Origin of the sequence: Desulfuromonas acetexigens (genome assembly GCF_900111775.1) — a bacterium.
GTDB lineage: Bacteria > Desulfobacterota > Desulfuromonadia > Desulfuromonadales > Trichloromonadaceae > Trichloromonas > Trichloromonas acetexigens.
Window position 1 is genome coordinate 200,988 of the sequence record NZ_FOJJ01000038.1, and the last position, 25,059, is coordinate 226,046.

21 protein-coding genes are annotated in these 25,059 nt (G+C 62.5%); 10 read left to right on the forward strand and 11 right to left on the reverse strand.

All coding sequences use genetic code 11. The features are described 5' to 3' along the window. Positions 1–25: 25 nt before the first annotated feature. From BQ4888_RS14600 to BQ4888_RS14625, 6 genes are read right to left on the reverse strand one after another with little or no spacing between them, the layout of a single operon-like run. Entirely contained in the window at positions 26–613 is a 588-nt protein-coding gene (locus tag BQ4888_RS14600) for a glycine betaine ABC transporter substrate-binding protein (protein ID WP_170232892.1), read from the reverse strand. A 32-nt stretch (positions 614–645) separates the two neighbouring features. Beyond that, positions 646–939, reverse strand: a complete 294-nt coding sequence (locus tag BQ4888_RS14605; protein ID WP_092058008.1) for a DUF3467 domain-containing protein — start codon at positions 937–939, stop codon at positions 646–648. Positions 940–982: 43 nt separating this feature from the next. Beyond that, the gene (locus BQ4888_RS14610) at positions 983–2,485 is read right to left on the reverse strand and encodes a 4Fe-4S binding protein (protein ID WP_092058009.1); all 1,503 of its coding nucleotides are present in this window, start codon (positions 2,483–2,485) and stop codon (positions 983–985) included. A gap of 12 nt (positions 2,486–2,497) precedes the next feature. Beyond that, positions 2,498–3,400 carry a HEAT repeat domain-containing protein gene (locus BQ4888_RS14615; protein ID WP_092058010.1) on the reverse strand — a complete coding sequence of 301 codons (903 nt, stop codon included), beginning with the start codon at positions 3,398–3,400 and terminating at the stop codon, positions 2,498–2,500. Further along, the gene (locus tag BQ4888_RS14620; protein ID WP_092058011.1) at positions 3,394–4,113 is read right to left on the reverse strand and encodes a carboxypeptidase-like regulatory domain-containing protein; all 720 of its coding nucleotides are present in this window, start codon (positions 4,111–4,113) and stop codon (positions 3,394–3,396) included. Before BQ4888_RS14620 ends, BQ4888_RS14615 begins: the two co-directional genes overlap by 7 nt. Positions 4,114–4,151: 38 nt before the next feature. Further along, a complete protein-coding gene (locus BQ4888_RS14625; RefSeq protein WP_170232893.1) occupies positions 4,152–5,204 on the reverse strand; it encodes an ethylbenzene dehydrogenase-related protein in 1,053 nt (350 codons plus the stop codon). A 385-nt stretch (positions 5,205–5,589) separates the two neighbouring features. Here BQ4888_RS14625 and BQ4888_RS14630 point away from each other — a divergent pair, with 385 nt between their 5' ends. The 7 genes from BQ4888_RS14630 to BQ4888_RS14660 all read left to right on the forward strand — a co-directional run bounded on the left by BQ4888_RS14630 (position 5,590) and on the right by BQ4888_RS14660 (position 15,537). Beyond that, positions 5,590–7,053 (forward strand): CRTAC1 family protein, encoded by a 1,464-nt coding sequence (locus BQ4888_RS14630; protein ID WP_092058013.1) that lies wholly within the window; start codon positions 5,590–5,592, stop codon positions 7,051–7,053. Between the two features lie 218 nt (positions 7,054–7,271). Continuing rightward, entirely contained in the window at positions 7,272–9,695 is a 2,424-nt protein-coding gene (locus tag BQ4888_RS14635; RefSeq protein ID WP_140396675.1) for a spermine/spermidine synthase domain-containing protein, read from the forward strand. A 138-nt stretch (positions 9,696–9,833) separates the two neighbouring features. Continuing rightward, positions 9,834–10,904, forward strand: coding sequence for a hypothetical protein (locus BQ4888_RS14640; protein WP_092058015.1), 1,071 nt, complete (start codon positions 9,834–9,836; stop codon positions 10,902–10,904). Next, on the forward strand, positions 10,904–12,091 hold the full coding sequence (locus BQ4888_RS14645; protein WP_092058016.1) for a right-handed parallel beta-helix repeat-containing protein: 1,188 nt from the start codon (positions 10,904–10,906) through the stop codon (positions 12,089–12,091). The genes BQ4888_RS14640 and BQ4888_RS14645 overlap by 1 nt, the downstream gene beginning before the upstream one ends. After that, positions 12,088–13,137 carry a carboxypeptidase-like regulatory domain-containing protein gene (locus BQ4888_RS14650; protein WP_092058017.1) on the forward strand — a complete coding sequence of 350 codons (1,050 nt, stop codon included), beginning with the start codon at positions 12,088–12,090 and terminating at the stop codon, positions 13,135–13,137. Before BQ4888_RS14645 ends, BQ4888_RS14650 begins: the two co-directional genes overlap by 4 nt. Beyond that, on the forward strand, positions 13,112–14,497 hold the full coding sequence (locus tag BQ4888_RS14655; protein ID WP_092058018.1) for a NosD domain-containing protein: 1,386 nt from the start codon (positions 13,112–13,114) through the stop codon (positions 14,495–14,497). Before BQ4888_RS14650 ends, BQ4888_RS14655 begins: the two co-directional genes overlap by 26 nt. After that, positions 14,494–15,537, forward strand: a complete 1,044-nt coding sequence (locus BQ4888_RS14660; RefSeq protein ID WP_092058019.1) for a hypothetical protein — start codon at positions 14,494–14,496, stop codon at positions 15,535–15,537. The genes BQ4888_RS14655 and BQ4888_RS14660 overlap by 4 nt, the downstream gene beginning before the upstream one ends. Before the next feature lie 96 nt (positions 15,538–15,633). Here BQ4888_RS14660 and BQ4888_RS14665 read toward each other — a convergent pair whose 3' ends face one another. The 5 genes from BQ4888_RS14665 to BQ4888_RS14685 all read right to left on the reverse strand — a co-directional run bounded on the left by BQ4888_RS14665 (position 15,634) and on the right by BQ4888_RS14685 (position 22,063). Beyond that, the gene (locus tag BQ4888_RS14665) at positions 15,634–15,888 is read right to left on the reverse strand and encodes an addiction module protein (RefSeq protein ID WP_092058020.1); all 255 of its coding nucleotides are present in this window, start codon (positions 15,886–15,888) and stop codon (positions 15,634–15,636) included. A gap of 104 nt (positions 15,889–15,992) precedes the next feature. Further along, positions 15,993–18,137 carry a bifunctional 23S rRNA (guanine(2069)-N(7))-methyltransferase RlmK/23S rRNA (guanine(2445)-N(2))-methyltransferase RlmL gene (gene rlmKL, locus BQ4888_RS14670; RefSeq protein WP_092058021.1) on the reverse strand — a complete coding sequence of 715 codons (2,145 nt, stop codon included), beginning with the start codon at positions 18,135–18,137 and terminating at the stop codon, positions 15,993–15,995. A gap of 122 nt (positions 18,138–18,259) precedes the next feature. Continuing rightward, complete coding sequence (locus tag BQ4888_RS14675; RefSeq protein WP_092058022.1) at positions 18,260–18,679, reverse strand: FKBP-type peptidyl-prolyl cis-trans isomerase; 420 nt, start codon at positions 18,677–18,679, stop codon at positions 18,260–18,262. Between the two features lie 98 nt (positions 18,680–18,777). Further along, positions 18,778–19,653: a PHP domain-containing protein gene (locus tag BQ4888_RS14680; RefSeq protein ID WP_092058023.1), complete on the reverse strand. Its 876-nt coding sequence runs from the start codon at positions 19,651–19,653 to the stop codon at positions 18,778–18,780. 136 nt (positions 19,654–19,789) lie between these two features. Then, a complete protein-coding gene (locus tag BQ4888_RS14685; protein ID WP_092058024.1) occupies positions 19,790–22,063 on the reverse strand; it encodes a Tex family protein in 2,274 nt (757 codons plus the stop codon). A 441-nt stretch (positions 22,064–22,504) separates the two neighbouring features. Here BQ4888_RS14685 and BQ4888_RS14690 point away from each other — a divergent pair, with 441 nt between their 5' ends. From BQ4888_RS14690 to BQ4888_RS17425, 3 genes are all read left to right on the forward strand, one after another. Next, a complete protein-coding gene (locus tag BQ4888_RS14690) occupies positions 22,505–23,107 on the forward strand; it encodes a type IV toxin-antitoxin system AbiEi family antitoxin domain-containing protein (RefSeq protein WP_092058025.1) in 603 nt (200 codons plus the stop codon). Further along, complete coding sequence (locus tag BQ4888_RS14695) at positions 23,104–24,054, forward strand: nucleotidyl transferase AbiEii/AbiGii toxin family protein (RefSeq protein ID WP_092058026.1); 951 nt, start codon at positions 23,104–23,106, stop codon at positions 24,052–24,054. Before BQ4888_RS14690 ends, BQ4888_RS14695 begins: the two co-directional genes overlap by 4 nt. A gap of 267 nt (positions 24,055–24,321) precedes the next feature. Continuing rightward, on the forward strand, positions 24,322–24,840 hold the full coding sequence (locus tag BQ4888_RS17425) for a hypothetical protein (RefSeq protein WP_140396677.1): 519 nt from the start codon (positions 24,322–24,324) through the stop codon (positions 24,838–24,840). Positions 24,841–25,059 lie beyond the last annotated feature (219 nt).

A 25,059-nucleotide genomic window follows, 5' to 3' on the forward strand; every position in this document is an offset into this window, starting at 1 on the left:
TCCTTTTATCCGGGTTTCGACTCGATCAGATGAAACGCCCCGCCTTGAGAAAGGAACGCGCCACCTCCCGCGCCCCTTCCTGGGCAAGACGCGCTTCCAGACCCTGCATGGCTTCCGGGGAGATCGCTCCCCCCAGCTTGTTGATCAGTCGGGCCAAAGCGGGAAATTTCTTCAGGGTGTCCTTGCGCACCACCGGCGCCGCCTGGGCCGGAACCCCGGCGGGAACAACCCGGGGCTCTTCGAAACCGAGGGGATCGAGCCAGACCAGATTGAGCTCCTGATTGTAGCGCTCCTTGACCGCCTGATAGAGGGCCGCGGTATCGGACAGCGCCTCTCCTTTGAGCACGTCGAGCTGGCCGACGCCGGTATATTCCACATAGAGATCGAGTTCCGCCTTCAGCAGCGCCCCGTGGGTCGCGGCGGTATCGTCGAATTTCACCACTTTGACCGAGGTTCCGGTGCGCTCGGCGATGAGGATCGCCAGCATTTCCGCCAGCAGCTCCTGCTGCGGCGTCCCCTTGGCGCCGATCACCAGGGTTTTGCCGACACAGGCCGCGACCGGCTGGGCCAACCCCGCCAACAAGACCAGAAGAACCCCGAACAACCCTGCCATCCTTATAAATCCAACCATGATCAGACTCCTTGTCAATGATAGTGATCGTCCGGCGCGACGGAGGTCTTGGACGCCTCGGCCTTGCCTCCGGCGACGGCCAGATTCTGTTGCAAGGCGCGCAGCAGACCTTCGGCCTGGGCGGGCGCGAGAATCACCCGGCTGCGCACCTTGGCCCGCCGACCTTGCGGCTGTACATAGATAAAATCGAGAGTGAACTCGGTTTCGTTATGATGAACCAGCGCCAGATTGGCGTAGACCCCCTGGGCGATCTCATCGTCCAATTGAATTTCCAGCTTCGGCTGTTGCTCCTTCTCTTCCTGGGACATACCGACCTCGTGGTTGGAGAAATTCGACAGTGGCGGGCGCCATTCAACGGAGAAAGAGCCACTGGACGACCGTGCCAATATACAGGGCGCCGCAGCAAAGAACAACCAGCCCGGCCGCGCCCTGACCAAACCGGGAAGAAGAGAGAATTCCCAAGCGGTCCGCCATGCGCCGCACCGCAAGCAGGGCGCCGGCGAATCCGGCAAGGAGGATCGCCAAAACCAGCCACTTGAGGAGGTCCAAGGGAATCAATATCCCAGGGGGCGGCGCCAACTGCATGACATTCATCGCCAGATAGCTCTTGACCCCGCTCGGATCCTGCAGGGCATAGGGCAGAAAGCCTGCCTTGGCATTGACCTTGACCAGCCCCATGACGAGATGGGCAGCCAGCAGCAGAGGGAGACAGGGGAGCGCCAAGGCGCCGAGACCGGCCCGGAAGCCGGGCTCCTCCTTGGCCACGGGAAGGCCTGCGGCGGCCGGGGGCTCGGCTTGCGGGTCGAAGCGCAATCGCCCGAGCTTGAGCAGCAGCCAACCCGGCAACAAGAGCAGAACCGGCAGCGCCAGCGTCACCCAGAGGGTCGCCAGCAGATAGTAGCCGGCGGTTTCCCAACCGAGCAGGGCCGCCGCCTGTTCCGGCAACCAGAAGATCGTTTCCCGCAACTCGACGTAAAATTTGGTGAAGTTCGCGGTCAGCAACCCCAACAGCACGAGCAGAAAAAAATTCTCCGAAACCGACAGGCTTCCGGGGACGAGATCGGCCAGCCAGCCGCGCCCGCCGAGACACAGATTTTGGTGAGGGCAGTTGCGGGCGCATTGCAGGCAGAGCTGGCAGGCGGAACTGTCGCGCACTTCCGGGGGCAAGAGATCGACGGGGCATTCCCGCCGCCGTCCATGCCAGTAGAGGACGGCACTGCCCAAGCTCAACCGCGTCCAGTGCCGCCCGCCGGAGACGCATTCACGACCGGCACAGCCGGCGCAGACAGCTTCATCCGCCACCCGCAGCTGCCAAGGCGCGATCCGCGCATAGAGGCCGAGGACGGCCCCGGCCGGGCAGAAGAGGGAACAGAAAGCCCGTTTGCGAAAGACCAGTCCGAGCAGCAGCGCCAGAAGCAACATCAGGCCGATGAGCCGGGCGGTGTAATCGGGGTAACGATGGATGGCGAAGAGATAGACTGCCAGCTGTAACAGCACCAGGGTCAGGGTCACCGGTACGAAGTTGTCGAGCCAGCCCGGCAGCGGTCGGGCCAGGCCAAAGCGGGCCATCACCTCGTTGAGCCAGCCGACCGGGCAGACGGCGCACCAGGCGCGACCGAAGAAAAGGGCGAGAAGAACGACGGCGAACATCCACCAAACCCAGAAAAGCTGAGTGGTGAGATTGCCGTACATGAGCGGATCCGGCACCGCCACCCCGGGGATAGCGTGCTGGTGCCAGCCCCAGGCGAGCATTCCCAGCAACAGGGCGAAGAGGCCCAGGCGACAGAGGCGCAGCGGCCAGGGGGAAAGGAGGAGCGCCCCGAGTCCGCGCCATTGGAGTAGATTCCTCAGCACGACCGCCGCCGATCAGTGATAGATGCTGTAGGGCAAAACATATTCCCCCGTTTCGTCACGATATTTGACATGCCGCCCGGTGATCATCTCCAGGGAGCGGGCCGACCATTCCCGCACTACCGGCACCTCATCCTCCAGGGCTCGCTCCAGGGCCGTCGCCGCAACCGGCCCGCCCAGGGTGCCTAGGGCCATGGCGGCGTTCATGCGCGAGCGCCAGTCGTCATCACCGAGGGCTTCGACGAGGAGCGCCTCGGCTCGGGGATCCTTGAGTTTGCCCAGGGCCGCCAGAGCCTCCTGGCGGGCCGGGCCGGAAGCCACCGCAAGGAGCGCCGAGAGCGCCCTGGCATCGCCGATGTCGCCAAGGGCGCGAATCGCCCCAGGCAGCGCCTGTGCGGAAGCGACGGGGAGAAAAGTCAGCAGGGGATCGACCGCCGCCTGATTGAATTTGATCAGGGAGCGCACGGCATAGCGGCGCACCTCGGCATCGCCGTCATCGAGGGCCAGCAGCAGAAAGGGGATCCCCTCGGCCGCACCGATCTCCCCCAGCGCCCAGGCGGCGACGTAGCGGCGCGGCCAGTCGTGGCGAGCCAGCACCGCGCCGATCGGTTCCACCGCCGCGCGGACCTTGAGGGTGCCGAGGGCGGCGATGACATGCTCGCGACGGATGCGGTCGGGATCGGCGACCGCCTCCAGCAGATAGGGAACCGCCGCCTCCCCCAGTTCCAGCAGCAGCGGATAGACCCGGTCGTTGACCTGCCGTTCGCTCACCCCGAGCAGCTCCACCAGCTCGCGAAAGGCCGCCGCCTCCCCGCCCCGGGCGCGCCCCTTGAGCTCTTCCAGATCGAGCGTCCGGCTGCGTTCGCAGCCCGACAGCAGCAGAAACAGCAGGCACAGAAACGCCGCGAACCTCACCATACCTTGGTCACCCGGATATCGACCCCTTGCAAAATTTCCTTGGCGCGCACTACCACCGCCGAGGGCTCGATCGTCCCCTGATCGTAACGGCCGTAGAGATCCCCCAGCTTGGGGGGGCCGCCGAACTTGTCCCGGGCCGCCAAGTAATAGGTGCCGCCACGCGGCAGATAGATGAGATAGCGGCCGTCGGGACCGGTCTTTTCCGAAACGAATTTGGGCCGTTCGGACATCTGCACATGATCGTAGACATGCACCCGCGCCCCTTCCACCGGCTTGCCGTCGGCATCGCTGATGGTGCCGGAGATGCCGGTATCGGTAACGGCGGCCTGCTCGGTAAGACGCCGTTCGTCCCCCTCCTTGACCGGCGCCAGCAGGGTCAACTCGGCGGTTTCGCCGCGCACGGTCAGTTGCAGCATCTCGCTCTTGTGATCCCCGGCCAGCACCGGGCCGTTGGCGTCACCATTCTTGCGCTTGCGGGCGACGGCGATGTAGTCCCCCTCGGGAAGTTGCAGGTCGAAACTCCCGTCCGGGCCGGTCGCCCGCGACAGAGCGTAGGCCGGACCGTAGAGGTCCATCCCCGGCTTGTAGACGTAGAGGGTCGCCCCTTCCAGGGGGGTGAGTATCCGGCCGTTGATCCGCCCCAGCTTTTCCTCGCCCTCACTCTGCCGCTCACCGCAGCCGGCCAATACCGCCAAGAGCAGCGCGATAAGCATTGCCCCACCTCGAAACCGCCGTCCCATCGCCAAACATTTCATTGTTCTCGATCTTCCCTTTCCGCCGCGCCGGGTGCTTGCAGCACCAGCCGCTCCGACAGCACTGACGCATAATGTTCAATGAGGGTATTATCCATGATCGCCAGCCCGAAGGCTACCCCCTGCTTGTCGCCGGGGACAAAGCGGACATCGCGGGGATCATCCGTCTCCAGAGAGCGGCGGAGAATCACCGTCCAGCGCCCGTCCTCCCAGGTGCCGACGGCGCGGACATCGGCCCGGCTGCCGGCGGGGTGTTCGGTGAGAAAGCCGGGGGCGGTTGTGCCGGGGGGGAGAAAGGTCTCGCCCACGACCTGGCCGTCCTGATCGTAAATGGGCGCATCCCCTTCGGCAAAAGGAAGCAGGCCCCGTTCCGGGGCGAGCCGGGCCCGGGAGTTTTCCTGAAAGATCTCCCCCGGCACATCCCCTTCCATGCCTTTCGCGGACAGGGTGCGGTCGTCGGCGAAGCCGAAGCGCCCGGTGCGTCGCGCTTTCCAGTTCCACAGATCGAGAGCCGCTTCCTCCGCCGCCAGCTTCATGCGGTTGTTGGCGTGAAAGTTGTCCCCATGCACCCCGAAATCCTCGATATGACAGGCCACCGCGCAGGTGAAGGGGGCGAAACGGCCGCCGCCGTCCCAGGCGATCCCGAACCCGTCCTCGGCGTTCCCGCCGTTGAACCAGCGCTCGCCGTCGAACGACCAGCCGCGGATATCTCGATCCTCGGTCGGGTCCGGCCAGCTCAGGCGCAGGAAAAGTTCGCTTTCGGTATAAAAGGCCCGCAGATCGACAGCCAGGGGGTCGGGGAACTTGCCGCCGTGATGGCAGGAAGCCGTGGTCGCATGCACCGTATCTTCATCGATATTGGGGATAAGCCTGGAAACATGCTGCCGTCCGCCCTTGACCGTGACCTGCCGGGGCAGCGCCCGTTCCCAGTCCGCCGCCGTCGGCGCTTCGTCGAGAAACAGGGCGTAGAGGCGATCGGCGGGCAATTCCCGGCAGCCGCCAAGAACGAGCGCAATCAGAAGCAGTAAACGGGAAAAACCGGTCAATCGCAAGAAAGCCTCCGAGGATATGGCCCCACGCATTCATCCACCTTTGTCAAAGAGCAATTACCATACCACGGTCGGGGCGGGAGTAACCACCCCCAAACCCTCGCCGTGGCGGCCTGGATAACCTGAGCAGACAGGTTCCTGACAGTCCCCTCCCGGGGCTGACAAAAATCCGCAAGCCGCCCATCCCCATGCTAACCGGAGCAGCAAGCGAAAGGTCAGGTCGAAACCGGTGCGAATATTGCAATATGAAGGATGAATTTGCCCCTGTCACCGGGCATTTTCCCGTGTATAATAGATCCCATGCGGGGATGGCGGCGCCTAGGCGCCCCGCCCTCCGGCGATTTGACCAGTCGCTGTGTCATTTTATCCGTGAAAAGGAGTCCGCCCCATGGTTAAAGCCTTGAATCTTCCAGGGATCGTCCTCGCCCTGCTGCTTGCCGCCGGGCCGGCGGCGGCCGCTGAATTTCTCGACATTTCCCAGTCGGCCGGGGTCGCCGACGACGGTCTCGGCAAAGGCATCGCCTTCGCCGATATCAACAACGACGGCCTGGTCGATTTTTACGTTTCCAACAAGGGGGGGGCGAACAAGCTCTACCGTAACCAGGGAAACGGCAGCTTCGTCGATATCACCGCCGATGCCGGCGCCGGCATCGACCACCCCGGCTTCACCATGGGCAGCGTCTTCGGTGATTACGACAACGACGGCCTGATCGACCTCTACCTGGCCACCGGCGGCCAGTATGAAATCGAAGCCAACCGCCTCTTCAGAAATCTCGGCAATGGCACCTTCGTCGACGTCACCGACAAGGCCGGGGTCGGGCTCAAAGCCTTCACCTACTCGGCCTCCTTCGTCGATTACGACAATGACGGCGATCTCGACCTCTATTGCGCCAACTACGGGGTCGGCGCCAAAAACGTCCTTTACCGCAACAACGGCGACGGCACCTTCACCGACGTGACCGACATCGCCGGGGTCGGCGACCCCTCCTGGAGCTGGATGGGCGTGTGGGCCGACGTCAACAACGACCGCCTGCCCGATCTCTACGTGGTCAACGGCCGCTATCCGGCCGGGGAGCCGAACCGCCTCTACCTCAACAACGGCAACGGCACCTTCAGCGACGTCTCGCAGAAGTCCGGCACCGCCGATCCCCACTGGGGTCTGGGCGCGGCCTTCGCCGACGTCGACAACGACGGTGATCTCGACCTCTTCGTCTCCAACTACGTCGGTCCCAACGGCCTTTATCTCAACGACGGCAACGGCGTCTTCAACAACGCCTCACAGGGACTGCGGGGCGCCCATGAAGGCTGGGGCAAGGGTCCGACCTTCGGCGACATTGACCACGACGGCGACCTCGACCTCTACGAAGGGGACTGCAAACTGGCCAACCAGCTCTACCTGGGCGACGGCCGGGGAGGCTTCGACAACATCGCCGACCGCCAGCCCCAGCTTAAGTGCGAAACGGTGCGCACCAAGGGAACGGCCTTCGCCGACATCGACAACGACGGCGACCTCGATCTCTACGTGATCAACTGGGGCGCCCCCAACAAACTCTACGAAAACGACCAGAACGACCGGAACTGGCTGAAGGTCAAGCTGACCGGCACCCGCTCCAACCGCGACGCCTACGGCGCCAAAGCCAAGATCTTCGACCCGGCCACGGGCAAACTGCTGGCCATGCGTGAACTGCGCTCGGCCAACGGCTTCTGCGCCCAGGAACCCCAGATGCTGCACTTCGGCCTCAAAGGCGGCCGCAGCTATGACCTGCTGATCGAATTCCCCAGCGGCGTCGACCTCAAGCTGGCGGGGATCAAACCGGGCCAGACCCTCGACATCGTCGAACCGGCCCAATAACGGCTTTTGCTTACCACAGGGACACAGAGAGCTCAGGGGTTGAACAAAGAAAAAACCTTACCAATCGAGGAAACCCCTCTGTCGAGATTCAGGCTTCAACTGTCTTTTCTCCGTGTCCCCAGTGTCTCCGTGGTGCCATTGTATTTTCAGGATAAATGAACAGATGAGCCGCCGCCCAGGCGGCTTGTCTATTTCCGGAAGCGGACGCCACCGACCCCATGAGCGAAACACCCGCCCTTTCCCATCTCTGCCGGGGAATGTTCCTCCTCTCCATGGCGACCCTGATGTACGAGCTGATCCTGACCCGGATCTTCTCCGTACTCATGTGGTACCACTTCGCCTCGCTGGCCATCTCCCTCGCCCTCTTCGGGCTGGGGGCGGCGGCCCTGTGCGTGCAGCTTTTGCCCCACTACTTCCCCGAGGGCCGACTGGAAGAACTGGCGGCCCGTTACGCCCGGTTTTTCAGCCTGTCGATCCTCGCTTTTTTCGCCATCTTCGTCCTCTTCCGCCTGCAACCGCAATTCGCTTTCAAGGTTCTCTCCTTCTTTCACCAGCCCTTTTATCAACCCTTTCAACAGGGCTTTCACGATCGCGCCATCCCCGGCGCCCTGCTCCTCGGGCTGGCAGCCCTCTACCTAGTCACCGCCCTCCCCTTTTTCTTCAGCGGCCTGACCATCACCTTGCTCCTTTCCCGACGCCTGGCGCAGATCAACCGCCTCTATTTCTGGGATCTACTCGGCGCCGGCGTCGGCTGCCTGGCGATCATTTTCGTGCTCAAGCTGGTTGGCGGCATTACCGGCATCCTCGCCATCGCCCTCTGCGGTCTGCTGGCGGCCATGGCCTTCGCGCCGCGACGGCGGCGCCTCCTCAACCTGACGCTGCTGGCGACCCTGCTGCTCGCCGGTGTCGGTAATCATCTCGGGGATTTCGCCGAGATCCGTTTCGCCCGGGGACGCTACGAGCCCCATCTGCTCTGGAGCGCCTGGAATTCCTTCTCCCGGGTCGCCGTCTACCCCGCCCAGAGCCAGGAGATGGAACACGCCTGGGGCATCTCCCGCGCCTACCGGGGGCCGATTCCCGACCAGCTGGGAATGGTGGTGGACGACAGCGGCTACACCACCCTCTTCCGCTGGGAGGGGGAAAAGACCCTGGACTATTTCCGCGCCAACCTCATCGCCCTCCCCTATGCCCTGAAACCGGAAGCGGATACCCTGATCATCGGCCCCGGCGGCGGCCGCGACCTGCTGGCGGCGCTGGCCATGGGCGCCCGCCATATCACCGCCGTAGAACTCAACGGCCTGATCGTGCAGGGGGTCAACAACATCTTCGGCGGCTTCACCGGCGAACTCTACCGCCATCCGAAAATCCGTCTGGCGGTGGACGAAGGGCGCAGCTACGTGCGCCAATCAAAGGAGCTCTTCGACGTCATCCAGGCCTCCGCCGTCTTCGGCCGCAGCGCCCCCGCCGCCGGCGCCTTCACCCTGGCGGAAAACAACCTCTACACCCTGGAAGCCTTCGAGGACTACTGGGAACACCTCACCCCTGACGGAATTTTGACCATCAGCCGCTTCATCTTCGAGCGGGAGACCCTGCGCCTTGTCTCCCTCGGGCTGGAGCTGCTCAAACGCCAGGGGGTGGCCAACCCGACGGCGCACCTGGCGGTGATCAAGGAACGGGGGCTGGCCAACTTCATGCTCAAGCGCAGCCCCTTCACCGAGGAGGAGATCGCCCTTTTGCGCCGGGAAGTCCGCGACCGCGAATTCGAAATCGTGTTGCTGCCGGATCGTCCGCCGGGCGAGGACGCCTTCGGGCGGCTCGTCGCCTCGGGGGGCAGCGCCGAATTTTACCGGGATTTTCCCTTCGACATCCGCCCCGTCGACGACGACCGGCCCTTCTTCTACTACATGTACAAACCGGCCGATTTCCTGCGTCTGCTCACCTTCCCCGAAAAGAGCAATTTCGAGGATCGGGCGGTGCTGACCATCCGCAATCTGCTGGTGGTGGTGACGGCGCTGGTTCTCCTCTGTCTGCTCCTGCCCCTGGCCGTCAAGCGCCGGGACGATCTTCGGGAAGCCGGCAGCGGCCGGCGCATGCTCTATTTCGCCTGCCTCGGCCTCGGCTTCATGCTCATCGAAATCGGCCTGCTGCGCCGCTTCATTCTGCTCTTCGGCCCGCCGATCTACGCCCTGGCAGTAATCCTCTTCGCCCTGCTGATCTTCTCGGGTTTCGGCTCGCTGCTGGCGGAACGGATCGCCCAGGGACGGGAACGATCCGCCCTGATCCGCATCCTCTTGGCACTGGTATTGCTGTCAAACCTCTACATCTTCGCCTTGCCGCCGCTGCTCGCCGGTTGGGTCGCCTGGCCCCTGCTCGGACGGGTGCTGTTGAGCGTCGCCCTGCTCGCCCCCCTGGGCCTGCTCCTCGGTATGCCCCTGCCTTTAGGGATGCGCCTGCTGCACCGGGACGGAAGCACGGTGGCCTGGAGCTGGGGGATCAACAGCGCCACCAGCGTCCTCGGCGCGCTGCTGGCGACGGTGCTGGCGATGAATGTCGGCTTCACCTGGACGCTGCTCGCCGGGGAAGCGGTCTATGCCCTGGCGTTGCTCAGCATCTTGCTGCCGGGATACGAAAGAAAAACCTGAAGGGCGGCCTCTCGCACGCTCATTGCCTTCGCTGGAGCACGCAGAGGAGACGGAGAAAAACAAATGATTTCCCTCAGCGTTCTCCGCGTGCTCTAGTGAGCGGAGCGAACGGGCGCGAGATCGACGTTAAGGCTCAATATGAGAATTAGTCTCTATCTTCCCATCATCCTTACCCTTTTCCTCGCCGCCTGCACCCCTTCCGGGGAGACGGGGCTGGAAGGGGTGGTGCTCTTTGCCGAGCGACCCCTGGCCGGGGCCGAGATCGAGGTCTATCTGCGCGCGGAGAAGGACCGCGGTACCCAGCCCTTCACCAGCGTCTCCAGCGACGAACAGGGGCGCTATCGTCTCAACCTGCCGCCGGGGCGCTACTATCTGATCGGCAAGAAACAGGAGGAAACCCCTGACGGCCGCCGGCGCATGCTCTTCGGCGAGTGTCCGGCCAATCCCCTGGAGGTCGCCCAAGGCATGAGCCGGGCGCCGAATTTCAGTCTGCGTGAGATGGGGCGTGACGGCGAACTCTCCGGCCGCGCCGACACCGGCGTCAGCGGTCGCCTGACCCTCGCCGGGGCGCCTTTGCCCCGGGGCTTCGTCTATGTCTACACGGAAAACGCCGCCGGACTGACCGGGCCTTCCTACGGTGCCGCCGCCCAGAGCGGCGCGGACGGAACCTTCATTCTCAACCTGCCGCCAGGGCGCTATCACCTCGTCGCCCGCCAGCGCGCCGACGGCTCCCGCGTCGGGGAAGTGGCAGGGGGGGATCTCAACGGCGCCTACCCCGGCAATCCCGTCGAAGTCCAGGCGGGGGTTATCCTACCGCTCGGCGACCTGCCCCTGACCCCGGTCGATGGCGAGCGTCACGCCGCCCGTCGGGCTTCCGGCCCCTTCGCGGCCACCGAGACCCTCCTGCGCGGCCGGATCGTCGATGCCGACCAGCAACCGGTGACGGGAATTTCCGTCTTCGCCTATCTCGACAGCCGCATGGTCGGCAAGCCCAAATACCGCTCGGCCCCGTCCGCCGCCGACGGCGCTTTCGTCCTCTATCTGGATGACGGCGGCACCTACTACCTGGGCGCCCGCGCCGCCCTCGGCGGGCCGCTGGAACCGGGGGAGCGGGTCGGCACCTACGACGGTGATCCCCGTCACGCCGTCGCCGTCGCCCGGGGGGAAGAGCGCGACCTTGGCGCCATCGTCGTGCGGGAGGTCTGGTGATGATCCGGCTGGCGCTGATCTGTTGCCTGATCTGGCCGGGAATGGCCGCCGCCCTGAGCATCGAGCAACCGACCGTTTGGCGGGGGGAGTTGCGTTTCAGTGAAACGGTGCGGGTCGCCCCCGGCGCGGCGCTGACTGTGGAAGCCGGGACAACCGTGCATTTTTCCGGCGGAGCGCTGGAAGTGGCGGGACGGCTGGAAGCGACAGAGGCCCGTTTCACCGGCCCGAACTGGCAAGGGATCGTGCTCAAGGGGGTCGACAGCGACACCCGCCTGACGGATTGCCTCATCGACGGCGCCGACACCGGCGTCGAGGCGATCGGCGGCGCGCCGCGCCTGGAGCGACTGCATCTGCGCGGCAACCGCATCGGCGCGCAACTGGGGAAAAAGAGCACCGCCATCCTCCGCGACAGCCACATCGAAGAGAACTCCCGGGCTGGACTGATCGTCAAGGACGGCGCCGCGCCGACGTTGACCGGCAACCTTTTTGCGGGCAACGGCCTCTTCGGTGCCTACATCGTTCAGGCCAAGCCCCAGGCCTTTCGCGACAACCGTTTCGCCGGGCAGCCGACCGGGCTGAAGATCGCCAACCTCGGCAGCGACCCGGAAATCATCGGCAACCACTTCGAAAGAAACGAGGTCGCCATCCTCGTCGACAAGGCCGCCCGCCCAACCCTCACCGGCAACATCCTCACCGGCAACGGCATCGCCCTGCACCTTTACCGCCGCGCCGACGCGCGGGTGACGGGGAACCGCTTCGCCGACAACAAACTCGCCGTCCTGGCGGAATATTCCTCCTATCCGAAGATCACCGAAAACGATTTCAGCGGCAACGAACGTTCGCTGAAGCTCGCCTTTCAGTCCTCGGCCTGGGAAGCGGCCAACGGTGCCGCCGCCCGCGCCCAGGAATCCCGCCAGGGAGTCTTCGGTCAGGGGAAGCGGCCGGACGACGGCGAGCGCCGTTGGCCGCCGGCCCCCACGGACGGGACCATCGACGCCCGGGACAACTGGTGGGGAACGGCCGGGACCGAGGAACTGGCCACGGCGGCGGGAAAAGACAATCCCTCTTTCATTCTCGACGGCCGCGACACCCCGACCTTCCGCGACGGGGGCAAGGACTACCCCCTCGACCGGGTGCTCTTCAGCCCCTGGCGCGACCGCGCCGCAACCGGAGATTTATCGCCATGAATCGCCTCTGTTTCGCCCTTTTCTTCATCCTTCTTGGCAGCCTTTTCGCCCTGCCGGCCCGGGCCGAAAGTGGCGTGCAAGGGCGCGTCGCCTGGCGCGGCGAGTTGGTCCCCGGCTTACGCGTCCATGCCTATCACAGCATCCCCGACATCGCTTCCGGCAAGGTGGTGGCGGTTTCCTCCCCGGCGGAACAGGACGGCACCTACCGCCTGCTTCTGCCCCCGGGCGACTATTACCTGACTGCCCGCGATTTCGACGGCGCCCCGCTGCCGGGCAAACATTTCTGCTACTATAGCGGCGCCCCGGTGCGAGTGGCGGACGGTGCCTTCACCAACGTCGGCTTCAACCTCATCCGCATCCCCGCCGAGGCCGCGCCGATTCAGGGAGAAACGAGCGGCATCCGCGGGGAGATCAGCTTTCAGGACGAACCGCTGGAGCAGTGCTATCTTTATGTCTACAAAGATCCTTCCAAGGACTTCAAAGGTCCGGCCTATTTCGTCCAGCCGGTGGCCAAGGGGGATTTCCGCCTGCGCCTGCCCCCCGGCGACTACTACCTGCTCGCCCGCAAGCGGGCCAAGGGGGGGCAATACGGTCCCATCGAAATCGGCGATCATTTCAATTACTACTACGGCAACCCGGTGCGGATCGAAGCCGGGCAAACGCGGGAGGTTCGCATCGAAACGATCACCCGCTTGTCGATGCTCGAAGAGGGGGAGAACAACGAGCCGCGCCGCATCACCGGCAAGCTGCTCGATCCCGAGGGAAAACCGGCGAGCGGTCTGCGGGTTCTGGCCTACCGGAACGGGGCAATGACCGGTACCCCCTACATCCTCTCCGCCCCGACCGGCACCGACGGCCGCTTCGAGCTGCCCCTGCCCGACGACGGCCCCTGGCATCTACTGGCGCGGGAGCATCTCGGCGGGCCGGCCGCGGAAGGGGAATGGCTCGGCCGTCACGGCGGCGGCGCCGGGAAAGCCGTTTCCCTGCAGGGCAAAAAAATTCTCGATGAGGTGACCATTCATGTGGCACGGAAAACCGACCCTTAGCCTGCTGACCGTCCTCCTGCCGGCCATCCTCCTTTTGGTCGTCGCGCCCGCTTTCGGTGAGACCGTCTCCGGCAAGCTTGCCGGCGCCCCCCGCTGGTCCGGGGAGATCCGCCTCGCCGAAACGGTGGTCGTCCCCCCCGGCGTAACCTTGAAGATCGCGCCGGGCACCCGCATCCGCGCCGAGCGCGCCAACGCCGTCCTGATGGTCAACGGCACCCTCGACGCCCGGGGCACGGAGAAAGCGCCTATCGTCTTTTCCGGTCCCGCCGACTGGGAAGGGATCTCCTTCTTCGAAGCGGCCGAGGGCGGCCTCCTCGAACAGGTACGCATCGACCACGCCGCCGTCGCCGTCAGCAGCATCGCCGCCAAATTCGTTCTGCGCGGCTGCCGTTTCACCGGCAACGGCACCGCCGTCAAGCTGTTGCGCGAATCCTTCCCCCTGATCGAGGATTGCCGCTTCGCCGACAACGACATCGCCATCGACAACGAAATGAAGTCCGTCGCCACCGTCCGCGGCAACCGCTTCAGCGGCCACAAGAAATCGGCCATCGTCGCCTCCCACGGCAGTCGCGGGGCGATCACCGGCAACCGTTTCGAGAAGAACCGGCAGGCCATCGCCTTGGTGCAGAAATACCCCGATCCGGTGGAAAACAACGACTTTATCGACAACGGCGTCGGCATCTTCTGCAATCAGACGCAAAACACCCCGGCGATCCGCCACAACCGCTTCGAAAAGAACGAGACCGCCCTGATCAACTTCTCTTTCGCCTATCCCGCCGTCGAACACAACCGCTTCATGGACAACGGCACCGCCGTGCGCAACGATCAGTTCGCCTCGCCGAAAATCTTCCGTAATCTCTTCCGGGGCAACGGCACCGCCCTCTTCAACGACCGCAAATCGGACCCGGAAGTGACCCGCAACCAGTTCGAAAAGAACGATCTCGTCCTCTTCTGCGACCACTCTTCCTATCCCCTCTTCCGCGACAACAACCTGCTCGGCAACCCCCAGGCGGTGCGGCTCGGCATCTTCCAGAGCGCCGACTGGGAAGCCCGCTCGGGATCGAAGAAGATCGTCCAGGAAAAGGCGCGGCAGCTCAACAGCCGCAACCCCCTGATCGAGCGGATTCCCAGCGATTTCCGCGACCGCGTTGAAGTCGCCGGCAACTGGTGGGGAGAGAATACGGAGCGGCTGCGTCAGGCCGCCGCCGAGGCCAATCTCGACCTTTTTCACGATCGCCTCGACCAGCCGACCGTCACCTATGAAGGCTACGGCGACGAAGCCTACCGCCTCGACCAGGTGGTCTTCCAACCGGTTCTCGACCAGGCCGTCGCCGATACTCTGCCGGAGGCCCAACCATGATCCGTCACGCCCTCTTCGCCCTGACCCTCCTGCTGATCGCCTTGCCGGCGGTCGCCTCCGCCGCCGTCGAGGGGCGGGTAGTGCTGGGGGACGAGTCGGTGCCCGGCATCCGCGTCGCCGCCTATGCCGGGGCCGACTTTTCCGGCGCGCCCCTGGCCCTTTCCGCGCCGAGCGACAGCGAAGGCAAGTACCGCCTCGATCTCCCCCCCGGGCTCTATTCCCTTTACGCCCGAGACGACGACCGCAAGCTCTTCGCCATCTGCGGTCGCAACCCGGTGGCGGTGGCCGGCGAAGCGGTCTGGGCCGGGCTCAGGGCGGTGACCGTCGATCCCGTCGTGATCCTGCCCTACGACGACGAATACAGCGCCGCCATCGAGGGAACGGTGCTGCTCGACGGCAAGCCCCTGGCCGACGCCTACGTCTATCTCTATCTCGACGCGAGCGAGGATCTCAAAGGCAACGGCTACCGCATCAGCCCGCCCACCGACGCCGACGGCCGCTTTGCCTTCGATGGACTGCCCGAAAGCGGCTATTTCCTCGTCGCCCGCCAACGCCAAGGGGGGGGCAAGGTCGGGCCGGTGCGGGAAGGGGACGCTCTCGCCATCCATCCCGGCAACCCCCTCGCCGCCCGCGCCGGGCAGAGCCTGCGCGTCACCTTGCACGCCGTGCGCAAGAACCAGGAGGCCACCGACAGCGAAACCTTTGTCCGCGCCTCGGGGATGGCCATTCGCGGCACCGTCGTCGATGGCGAAGGGCGCCCCGCCGCCGGGGTGCATGTTTTCGCCTACACCGACCGGGTCATCGGCCACCAGCGGCCGTCGGCCCTCTCCCCCCCCACCGGCGCCGACGGCCGCTTCACCGTCAACCTCAAAGAACCGGGGATCTACTACGTCGGCGCTCGGGAAGAATACGGCGACTCCCCCGCCCCCGGCGAACGCTTCGGCATGTACGAAGAGAGTGCCGATCATTCCCTCAAAATCGAAAAGGACAGCCTGATCGAGGATGTAGAGATCGTCGTTGAGCCGATTGAGCTGAACTAGACAAAACCAAGCCGGAGACAAAACGGGGGCCCGCCAGTGAAGAGCGGACCCCCGTTTTTTGTATTGTGTTTCTGATTTCGCCGGTGTACGTGATTTTTAACGTTCAACGGATGGGAAAAGGTCCTCTGGCTCCAAAAGGAAACGCGCAAAAACCTCGGCCGCCGGTTTCGATTTGAGTTCGCCGGCCTCGAATGCGTCTATGCGGTCCTCGACCTCCGTCGCCCATAAAGCGTCGATAGTCTGCCGCTCGGGAAAAGAGAAACTCGCCAAAATTCTCTCGACCAATTCCGCGCGCTCCACCGGCGAAAGGTTCAAGGCATCGCGGAGAATTTTCTGGGCATCGGCTGGCATGGGTGACTCCTTTTGACCAGATGAGAATTGCCGGGGGATACACATAACCCAGTTACCGATAGTAAATCATCGCCCCATCAAATAAAAGAACACATTACCTTTTTCTACCCCTTCCGAATCCGCCAACAATTATGAATGCGTGGGTTGCGTTCGAAATCCTTGGGGATGGTTTTTCGGGTGATGTCTTCGATGAGCAGTTCCGGCAGGGCCTCGGCGTCCATCTTGAACTTGCGGTTGTTGTTGGAGAAGATCAGCGTTCCGTCCTGGGCCAAGAGCGCCGCCGTTTTACGTAGCAGTTCGACGTGGTCGCGCTGCACATCGAAGGTGCCCTCCATGCGTTTGGAGTTGGAGAAGGTCGGCGGGTCGAGAAAGATCAGGTCGAATTCCCCTTTGGCGCGTCCGAGCCATTCGAGGCAGTCGGCCCGCTCCAGGCGGTGGTTGCCGCCGGAGAAGCCATTCAGGGCGAGATTCTTTTTCGCCCAGTCGAGGTAGGTCTGGCTCATGTCGACGGTCAGGGTCGACGCCGCGCCGCCGAGGGCGGCTTGGACGCTGGCCGCGCCGCTGTAGGCGAAAAGGTTGAGAAAACGTTTGCCCGCAGCCAGTTCGCCGAGCAGCAGCCGGGTCGGCCGGTGGTCGAGAAAGAGGCCGGTGTCGAGGTAGTCGGAAAGATTGACCAAGAGCCGCGCCGCCCCTTCGCGCACCTCGATGAATTGCCCCCGTTCGCCGAACTTGCCGTACTGCTCGGTCCCCTTCTGCTGCTTGCGCACTTTCAGGAAAATCCGTTCGCCCGGCACCTCCAGCACATCGGGCAGCACCGCCATCACTTCACGCAGTCGTTGCGCAGCCTTGCGCTCGTCAATCTCCTTCGGCGCCTGATACTCCTGCACATGCACCCAGCCGTCGTAAAGATCGACCGCCACCGCGTACTCGGGGATATCGCCGTCGTACAGCCGGTAACAGGAGATCCCCTCCTGTTTTGCCCACTTGCCGAGGGTTTTCAGGTTTTTGCGCAGCCGGTTGGCAAAACTGGTCGCCCCTTCACTGAGTCGCACAGGTGACGGACCGCGATGGCGATCGACGAAGTTTTCGGGCTGCACCTCGATGTGCAGCAGCTTGCATTCGAGGGCGCCGTTGTAGAGGGTGTGCATCTTTTTCGCCCGCAGGCCGAGCTTCTTGCCGAGTTCGACGTTGCCGGTGAAGATCGCCGCCTTCCAGCCGACGAACTGTTCTTTCAGCCGGTCGCCGAGGGTGCCGTAAACCTCTTTGAGCGCCTCGACCTCGCCGAGCCGTTCCCCGTAGGGGGGATTGACCACCAGCAGCCCGTTGGCGAATTCTCCAGATGGCACGACCAAGGCCGCCACTTCGCGCCGTTCGACATGGATATGCTCGCGCAGCCCGGCCTGGTCGATATTGGCCCAGGCGGCGCGGATCGCCTTGTGGTCGGCGTCATAGCCGACGATGGTCGGAATCCGTGCTAGACCGTCGGCGCGACGACCTTGCGCCTCTTCCATCAATTGCTGCCAAAGCGCGGCATCGTGCCCACGCCAGCGCAGGAAACCGTAATGGGGACGGAGCAACCCGGGGGCGATATCCCCGGCCATGTACGCCCCTTCCAGCAGCAGCGTCCCCGAGCCGCACATGGGATCGACCAGTGCCCCGCCCCGTGCGGCGATTTCCGGCCAGCCGGCGCGAATCAGGATCGCCGCCGCCAGATTCTCCTTGAGCGGCGCCAGCACCCCTTCGTCGCGATAACCGCGCCGGTGCAGGCTGTCGCCGGAAAGATCGAGGCTCAAGGTGGCGGTATCGCGCAGCAGATAGAGATTGATCCGCACATCGGGCCGTTCGGCATCGACCGAGGGGCGGTCGCCGGTGCGGTCACGGAACTGGTCGACGACGGCGTCCTTGATCTTGAGAGCGGCGTAGTGGGAATGGGTGATTTTCGAACCGGAAACGCTGGCATCAACCGCCAGGGTACTCTCAGTGGAAAGGTGCTCGCTCCAGTCGATGGCACGCACCCCGGCGTAGAGTTCCTCCGGCGAAGTCGCCGGAAAGGTCGCCAGCGGCAGCAGCACCCGGCTCGCCAGGCGCGACCAGAGACAGGCGCGGTAGGCGATCGCCAACGGGCCGGAAAAAGCGACGCCGGAACGCCCTTCGGCGACTTCGAAAGCGCCGAGGGCGCGCAGTTCGTCGGCGAGCAGCGGCTCGATCCCCTTGGGCGCGGTGGCGAAAAAATGGCGGTGGCTGGTCATGGCGTTCCGTTCAAAATGGCGAGGGCGACCAATCCGGCCGCCCTTTTATCATCGATTTACTGAGCAGGAAGACGGCGGCCCAAGGTTTCTTCCTCACGCCTCCCCCCTCCCCCCTCACGGATTTACTGCAACTGAATATTAAACGTCAGATCCTTCCCGGCCAGGGGATGGTTGGCGTCGAGGGTGATGTTAGTGTCAGTGACCTGGGTGATCTGCACCAGCATCCCCTCCCCCTGCTCCTCGCCGACCTGCAACTGCATCCCCACTTGCGGCTGCATGTCTGGCGGCAGCTGGGTGCGGGGAACTTCCAGTACCATCTCCTCGCGATAAGGACCGTAGGCCTCCTCGGCGGGAATGATCACGGTCCGCGACTCGCCGGCGCTCATGCCGAGCACGGTCTTCTCGAAACCGGGAATGAGTTGGCCTTCGCCGAGGGTGAATTCCAACGGCTCGCGCTCAAGGGAAGAATCAAAGACGGTGCCGTCCGCAAGGGTTCCGGTGTAATGAACTTTGACGGTATCGCCGTTTTTTACCTGGGACATGAAAGCTCCTAAAAGTTTGAAGACTGAAGACTGAAGACTGAAGACTGAAGGAAGCATAAGCGGCGCTACCATAACACAGAGGGGCGGATTGGGGCAAATCAGCCCTGGGCCGTGCGGCGTTTTTCTATGACGGCGCGGATTTCTTCGACGCAGGCGTAGGGGATTTTCAGATTGCCCCGGCCGCCGCCGATGACGATTTCGCCGCCTTCGATGCCGTGAAAATCGCTGCCGCCGGTGACGATCATCCCCCGCCGCCGGGTCTGGGTGATCATCCAGTCGATGTCGTCGTTGCTCGCGCCGGTGTTGTAAGCCTCGACGCCGTCCAGGCCGAGGGCGGCGAAGGTGTCGAGCAACGCCAGCAATCCCTTGCGGTCGACCGGAATGAAGGGCGGATGGGCGAGTACCGTCACGCCGCCGGCGCGATGGATGAGGTCGATGGCCTCGGCGATGGGAAAGTAACGTTTTTCCACGTTGCAGGGGACGAGATAACGGACGAAGGCCTCATCCTTGGTCGCCACATGGCCGTCGTCAAGCAAAGCCATGGCGATATGCGGTCGACCGAGAGTCCCCCCGGCCTTGGCCTTCACCGCCGCAATATCGATCGGTGCGCGCCCCTCGGACAGAAGCTTCTCGTTAACCCGCTCAACGATCCGCTCGTTGCGACTTTCGCGGAACTCGCGGAAGGATTGAAGTGCCGCGCGCAAGTCGGCATCCCGATGGTCGAAACCGTAGCCGAGCAGATGGATGTCCTGGATCGCCTCCCAGACCACCGACAACTCGACCCCGCTGATGACTTCAACGTCTACCTCGGCCCCGGCCACCAGCGCCGCGTCGATGCCGTCGATGTTGTCGTGATCGGCCAGCGCCACCGCCGCCAGTCCCGCCCGCGCCGCCATGCTCACCACCTCGTCCGGCGGAAAAACCCCGTCGGAGCACGTTGAATGGAGGTGTAAATCCACCAGTTTCCGGGTCATGAAAAATCCTTTCAAAATCGCCCTCTCGCCCGCTCCTTGCCGCTAAATCGCGTAGGATGCGGTGAATGCAATGAACCGCATCACTTCGTCCGATGCGGTTCGCCACGCTCACCGCATCCTACAAAATATCCCCAAATTACCGCTTCTTCACCCGAAAGCCCGCCTTTTCCCAGGCGTTGCGGTCATCGGCGGCGGCGGGTTTCTTTTTTTCCACCGGCTTGGCCGCTTTGGTGATTCCGGTCCCTTCCAGCGCTTCCTTGATCGACAGGGAAATGCGCTTGCGGGGGACGTCGACGGCGAGGACTTTGACGCGGACGATTTCGCCGACTTTGACCGCTTCGTTGGGGTCCTTGATGAACCGGTCGGAGAGGTGGCTGACGTGAACCAGGCCGTCCTGATGGACGCCGATGTCGACGAAAGCACCGAAGGCGGCGACGTTGGTGACCGTTCCCGGCAACACCATCCCTTCTTGTAGATCGGATATTTCCTGCACGTCGTCGCGGAAAGCCACCGCCTCGAAAGCGGCGCGGGGGTCGCGCCCGGGCTTTTTCAGTTCTTCGAGAATGTCCCGCAAGGTCGGCAGGCCGACCGTCTCGCTGACGTAGCGTTTGAGGTCGACTTTGCCGGAAAGGGCCGGGTCGCTCGCCAGTTGAGCCAGGGAAACGCCGAGGTCGGCGGCCATGGTTGCGACCAGCTTGTAGTTCTCGGGATGGACGGCGGTGTTGTCGAGGGGATGGGCGCCGCCGCGAATACGCAGAAAGCCGGCGGCCTGCTCAAAGGCCTTGGCGCCGAAGCGCGGCACCTTGAGCAGCCCCTTGCGGTCGGCGAAGGAACCCTGCTCGTCGCGATGGCGGACGATCGCCTTGGCCAGCGACTCGCCGATGCCGGAGACGTAGGCAAGGAGCGCCCAGGAAGCGGTATTGAGATCGACGCCGACATAGTTGACGCAACTTTCGACGGTGGCGTCGAGGGCTTTTTTCAGGGCGCTCTGGCTGACGTCGTGCTGGTACTGGCCGACGCCGATGCTCTTGGCGTCGATCTTGACCAGCTCGGCCAGGGGATCTTGCAGGCGGCGGGCGATGGAAATGGCGCCACGAATGGTCAGGTCGAGGTCGGGAAACTCCTCGCGGGCGATGTCCGAGGCCGAATAGACGCTGGCCCCGGCCTCGTTGACCACCACCGTGGTCACATGCAGCCCCGCCTCTTTCAAGGTGTCGCGGATAAAGCGATCCATCTCGCGACTGCCGGTGCCGTTGCCGATGGCGACCATCTCAATAGCGTGGGCCTGCACCATCCGCAGCAGATCCTTTTTCGCCTGCGGCACCCGGGATTCGCCGGTGTGGGGGTAGATGGTGACATGTTCGAGAAACTTGCCGGTGCCGTCCACCACCGCCAGCTTCGAGCCGGTGCGCATCCCCGGATCGACGCCGAGCACCCGCTTGCCCCCGGCCGGCGGCAGCAGCAGCAGATTCTTGAGGTTCTGAGCGAAAACCTCGATGGCCGCCTCGTCGGCCTTCTTCTTCGCCTCCAGCCGCAATTCGACCTCGATGGAAGGCGCGATCAGCCGCCGGTAGGCGTCCTCGGCCACCGCCTCCAGCAGCGGCCGGAAGATGCTCGCCCCTTTCAGCAACCGAGCCTTGAGCCGCAACAGGATTTCCGCCTCAGGAGCGGTAATCGACAGGCGCAGCACCTCTTCCTTCTCGCCCCGACGCATGGCCAGCATCCGGTGCGAGGGGATGACTTTCAGCGGCTCCTGATAATCATAGTACATCTCGAACTTGGTCACCGCTTTGGCCTGCTCGGCGGCCACCAGCGAGCAGAAAATCCCCTGCTCCCAGGTCAACTGGCGCACCAGGGCGCGGGCGTCGGCATCCTCGCTCAGCCCCTCGGCGAGGATATGTCCGGCCCCGGCCAGGGCGGCGGCGGCATCGGGCACCTCTTTTTCCGGATCGACGAAGGGTGCGGCGGCCTCCTCGGGGGTGCCGCATTGCAACTGCTGGGCGGCGATCAGCGCGGCCAGCGGCTCCAAACCCCGCTCGCGGGCGATGGTCGCCTTGGTGCGGCGCTTCGGTTTGTAGGGCAGATAGAGATCTTCCAGCTCGGTCTTCTGCCGGGTCGCCTCGATGCGGCCTTTCAATTCCGGCGTCAGCTTGCCTAGCTCTTCGATGGTCTTGAGGACCGTGACCTTGCGTTCCTCCAGCTCGCCGAAATAGGCCAGCCGCTCTTCCAGAGAGCGAATCTGCACCTCGTCGAGTTCGCCGGTGCGTTCCTTACGGTAACGGGCGATAAAGGGGACGGTCGCCCCCTCGCGCAGAAGTTCGACGGTGTTGTCAACCTGGGGAAATTTAAGACCGGATTCCTCGACCAGATAGCCGAGTACCCGGGAAAGCTGCTGGGGAGTCAATGCCATGGGTGGTTCCTTTTTGTGGAGATGAGATAAAAACCGGCCTCGCGCCCGCTCCTTGCAGTCGGATCGCGTAGGATGCGGTGAATGCAATGAACCGCATCATTTCATCCGACGCGGTTCGCTGCGCTCACCGCATCCTACAAGACTCCGTGTACTCTGCGAGCTCAAGAGAGCGAAGCGAACGGGCGCGAGGCCGACTCTGATTTTCAAAGGGGCGGGATTGTAGCATGGGGGCAAGAGGAAGAGAAGCCCGTTCGCCGGGCGGCGGTTTCTGTGGGACGGAGCAGACCGACCGCGCTAGATTTATTCTTGGCATAGGTGCAACGAAGGAGGTGTTTGCGAACCTTTCCGCATGAATGTTGCCTGTTTTAAATATTGCTGGATTGTTACAAATACAAGGTATATATATTTTAAACACGATAATTTGGAACAAGAGGCGGCATTATGAATCTCACGGCGGAACAGAGAATCCTTGATCTTTTCGGCAAACAAAGCGTGGTTCGCTCCCGCGACCTGGAACAGTACGAGATTTCTCGCATGGAGATCAGTCGGCTTTGTAAGCGGGGAGTGGTCCAGCGAGTCGGGCGTGGTCTCTATCGGCTAACAACCGCAGGGATCACGGAACATCAGACTCTGGCCGAAGTTGGCAAAGCAATACCTCACGGCGTCGTCTGCCTCCTTTCCGCACTACGCTTTCATGATCTGACAACCCAAGCGCCATTCGAGGTCTGGATGGCAATTGACGTCAAAGCTCATCTTCCAAAAACCAGTCTGCCGATAAAGTTTGTCCGATTTTCCGGCCCCTCGCTCAGGGAAGGGCTGGAAGTACACCAGGTGGAAGGGGTGGAGATAAAGGTTTACTGCCTGGCCAAGACTGTTGCCGATTGTTTCAAGTACCGCCACAAGATCGGGCTTGATGTCGCGCTTGAGGCACTGCGTGAAAGCTGCAAAAGTGGTCGTTGTACAATAGATGATCTCTGGCGTTATGCGAAGGTCTGTCGGGTAAGCAACGTCATGAGGCCGTATCTGGAGGCACTGTCCCTATGACTCGGCAACATAGGCCCAATATCGCGGCATCGGTTCGCCAGCGTCTGCTTGACCAAGCCAGATCGAAACGGATCGATTTCAACCTCCTTCTTACCCGGTACGGCCTGGAAAGATTTCTGTACCGGCTGGGGTGCTCCGAATACCGGGAACGCTTCATCCTCAAGGGAGCAATGCTCTTCCCTCTATGGGGTGTTGTCAGTTACCGTTCGACACGGGATGTCGATTTGCTTGGTTACGGAGAAAGCGAGCTGGCCGCGCTGGTTGAAGTGTTTCGCAGGATTAGCCGGACAGAAGTGGCGGATGACGGCGTGATCTTTGACCCGGCAAGTGTCCAGGCGGAAGACATCAGGGATCAAATGGAGTATGCCGGCACAAGAATCAAGCTCAACGCGGACCTTGCCGGTGCTCGAATTCATCTGCAGGTTGATATCGGTTTCGGCGATGTGGTCACACCGGCCGCGGCTACTGCCGATTATCCCACCGTGCTCGATCAGCCGGCTCCACATATACGTGTGTATCCACGCGAAACGGTCGTTGCAGAAAAATTCCAGGCGATGGTTCACTTGGGCATTGCCAACAGCCGCATGAAAGACTTCCATGATCTGTGGGTTCTCGGAAGCCAGTTCGATTTCGACGGAGCAACACTGACAGCCGCGCTTGTCCGAACCTTTGAGCGAAGAAACACGCCCTTGCCGAACACGGTCCCATTGGCTCTGACCCCTGAATTCTTCCTTGACGACCGAAAGATCAGGCAGTGGAAAGCATTTCTCAATCGGGCGGGGTTGGAGATAAAGCCTGAGTTGTCTGAGGTTGCGGCATTTATTGCCGGGTTTGTCATGCCCTTGATAGATAGCGGTTCTCATCGGGGAGCACCCGATGGGGCATGGTGGCAAGCAGGTGGCCCATGGCAGGCGGGCCTCGCGCCCACTCGCCATGCGCTCATTTGAGCATGAAGGGAATACAGAAAAGCTGGTGAGGGCGGGCGCGAGGCCGACTCTGATTTTCAAAGGGGCGGGATTGTAGCATGGGGGCAAGAGGAAGAGAAGCCCGTTCGCCGAAAGGCGGTTTATACGGTTGACGATCCGAAACGCCTGCGCTAGATTGGCGAAGTTTCATTTGCGCCCACTTGCCGGAGAGTATCAGACAAGAAAAACAGTTGAACACCTGAAACCCTATTTCGAGGGTGTTCTGCAGCTACCAAAAGGAATATTAAAATGAAGTCTCTTTTCTCAACATTGCTCATCTTGCTCACAACAGGTTGTAATGCAAACCTTGCCCAAATCAACAATTCATTAGAAGGCGTGAATCATGTTTTTGCCGGAAACATGGCTATTTCAAACATAAATCAAGCACAAGAAATAGATATTATGCCCATGTCGAATGCAGAAGATGAAAACTTAAGAGTTGCATTAAATGAAGCAAAGAACAACATTTACGGATTCTTGACAACAAATTCATGCATTAAAAGTCATAACGGCAGTATGTTAAATAAATATGCAGCACCTGGTAAAGTCTTCCCTAGTCACAACTACACAAAAGCACCTATACCAACCACAAAGTACCATGACAAAAATTCTTGCATGAAAATAAGAGACATAAGTTCCATAAAAATGCCCGCGAAAAACGCTTTATCTTTCGAAGTTGTATACATCTCAGAAACAAGCGGAGAATCGGTGAAATTTGATCATGAGTTAGTGAGGAAAGCCGATTCACAATGGTTATTTACTAAATAACAACATCTATTTGTCAATAAAACTAGGGGAACGGCTTCGAGAATAAAGGCCAGAAGCGGGTAGAGTAGAGGGCAGGTTTACACAACTTTAGACTCGGCTTATCCGTTTCCGTCCCTTTCGTCCGACGGTGTCTAAATGGCCTTGCCGTGGCTGTTTGGACCAGCCCTCCCTCATCAAACCGTGCGTGCGGTTTTCCCGCACACGGCTTTCCGATGTTCT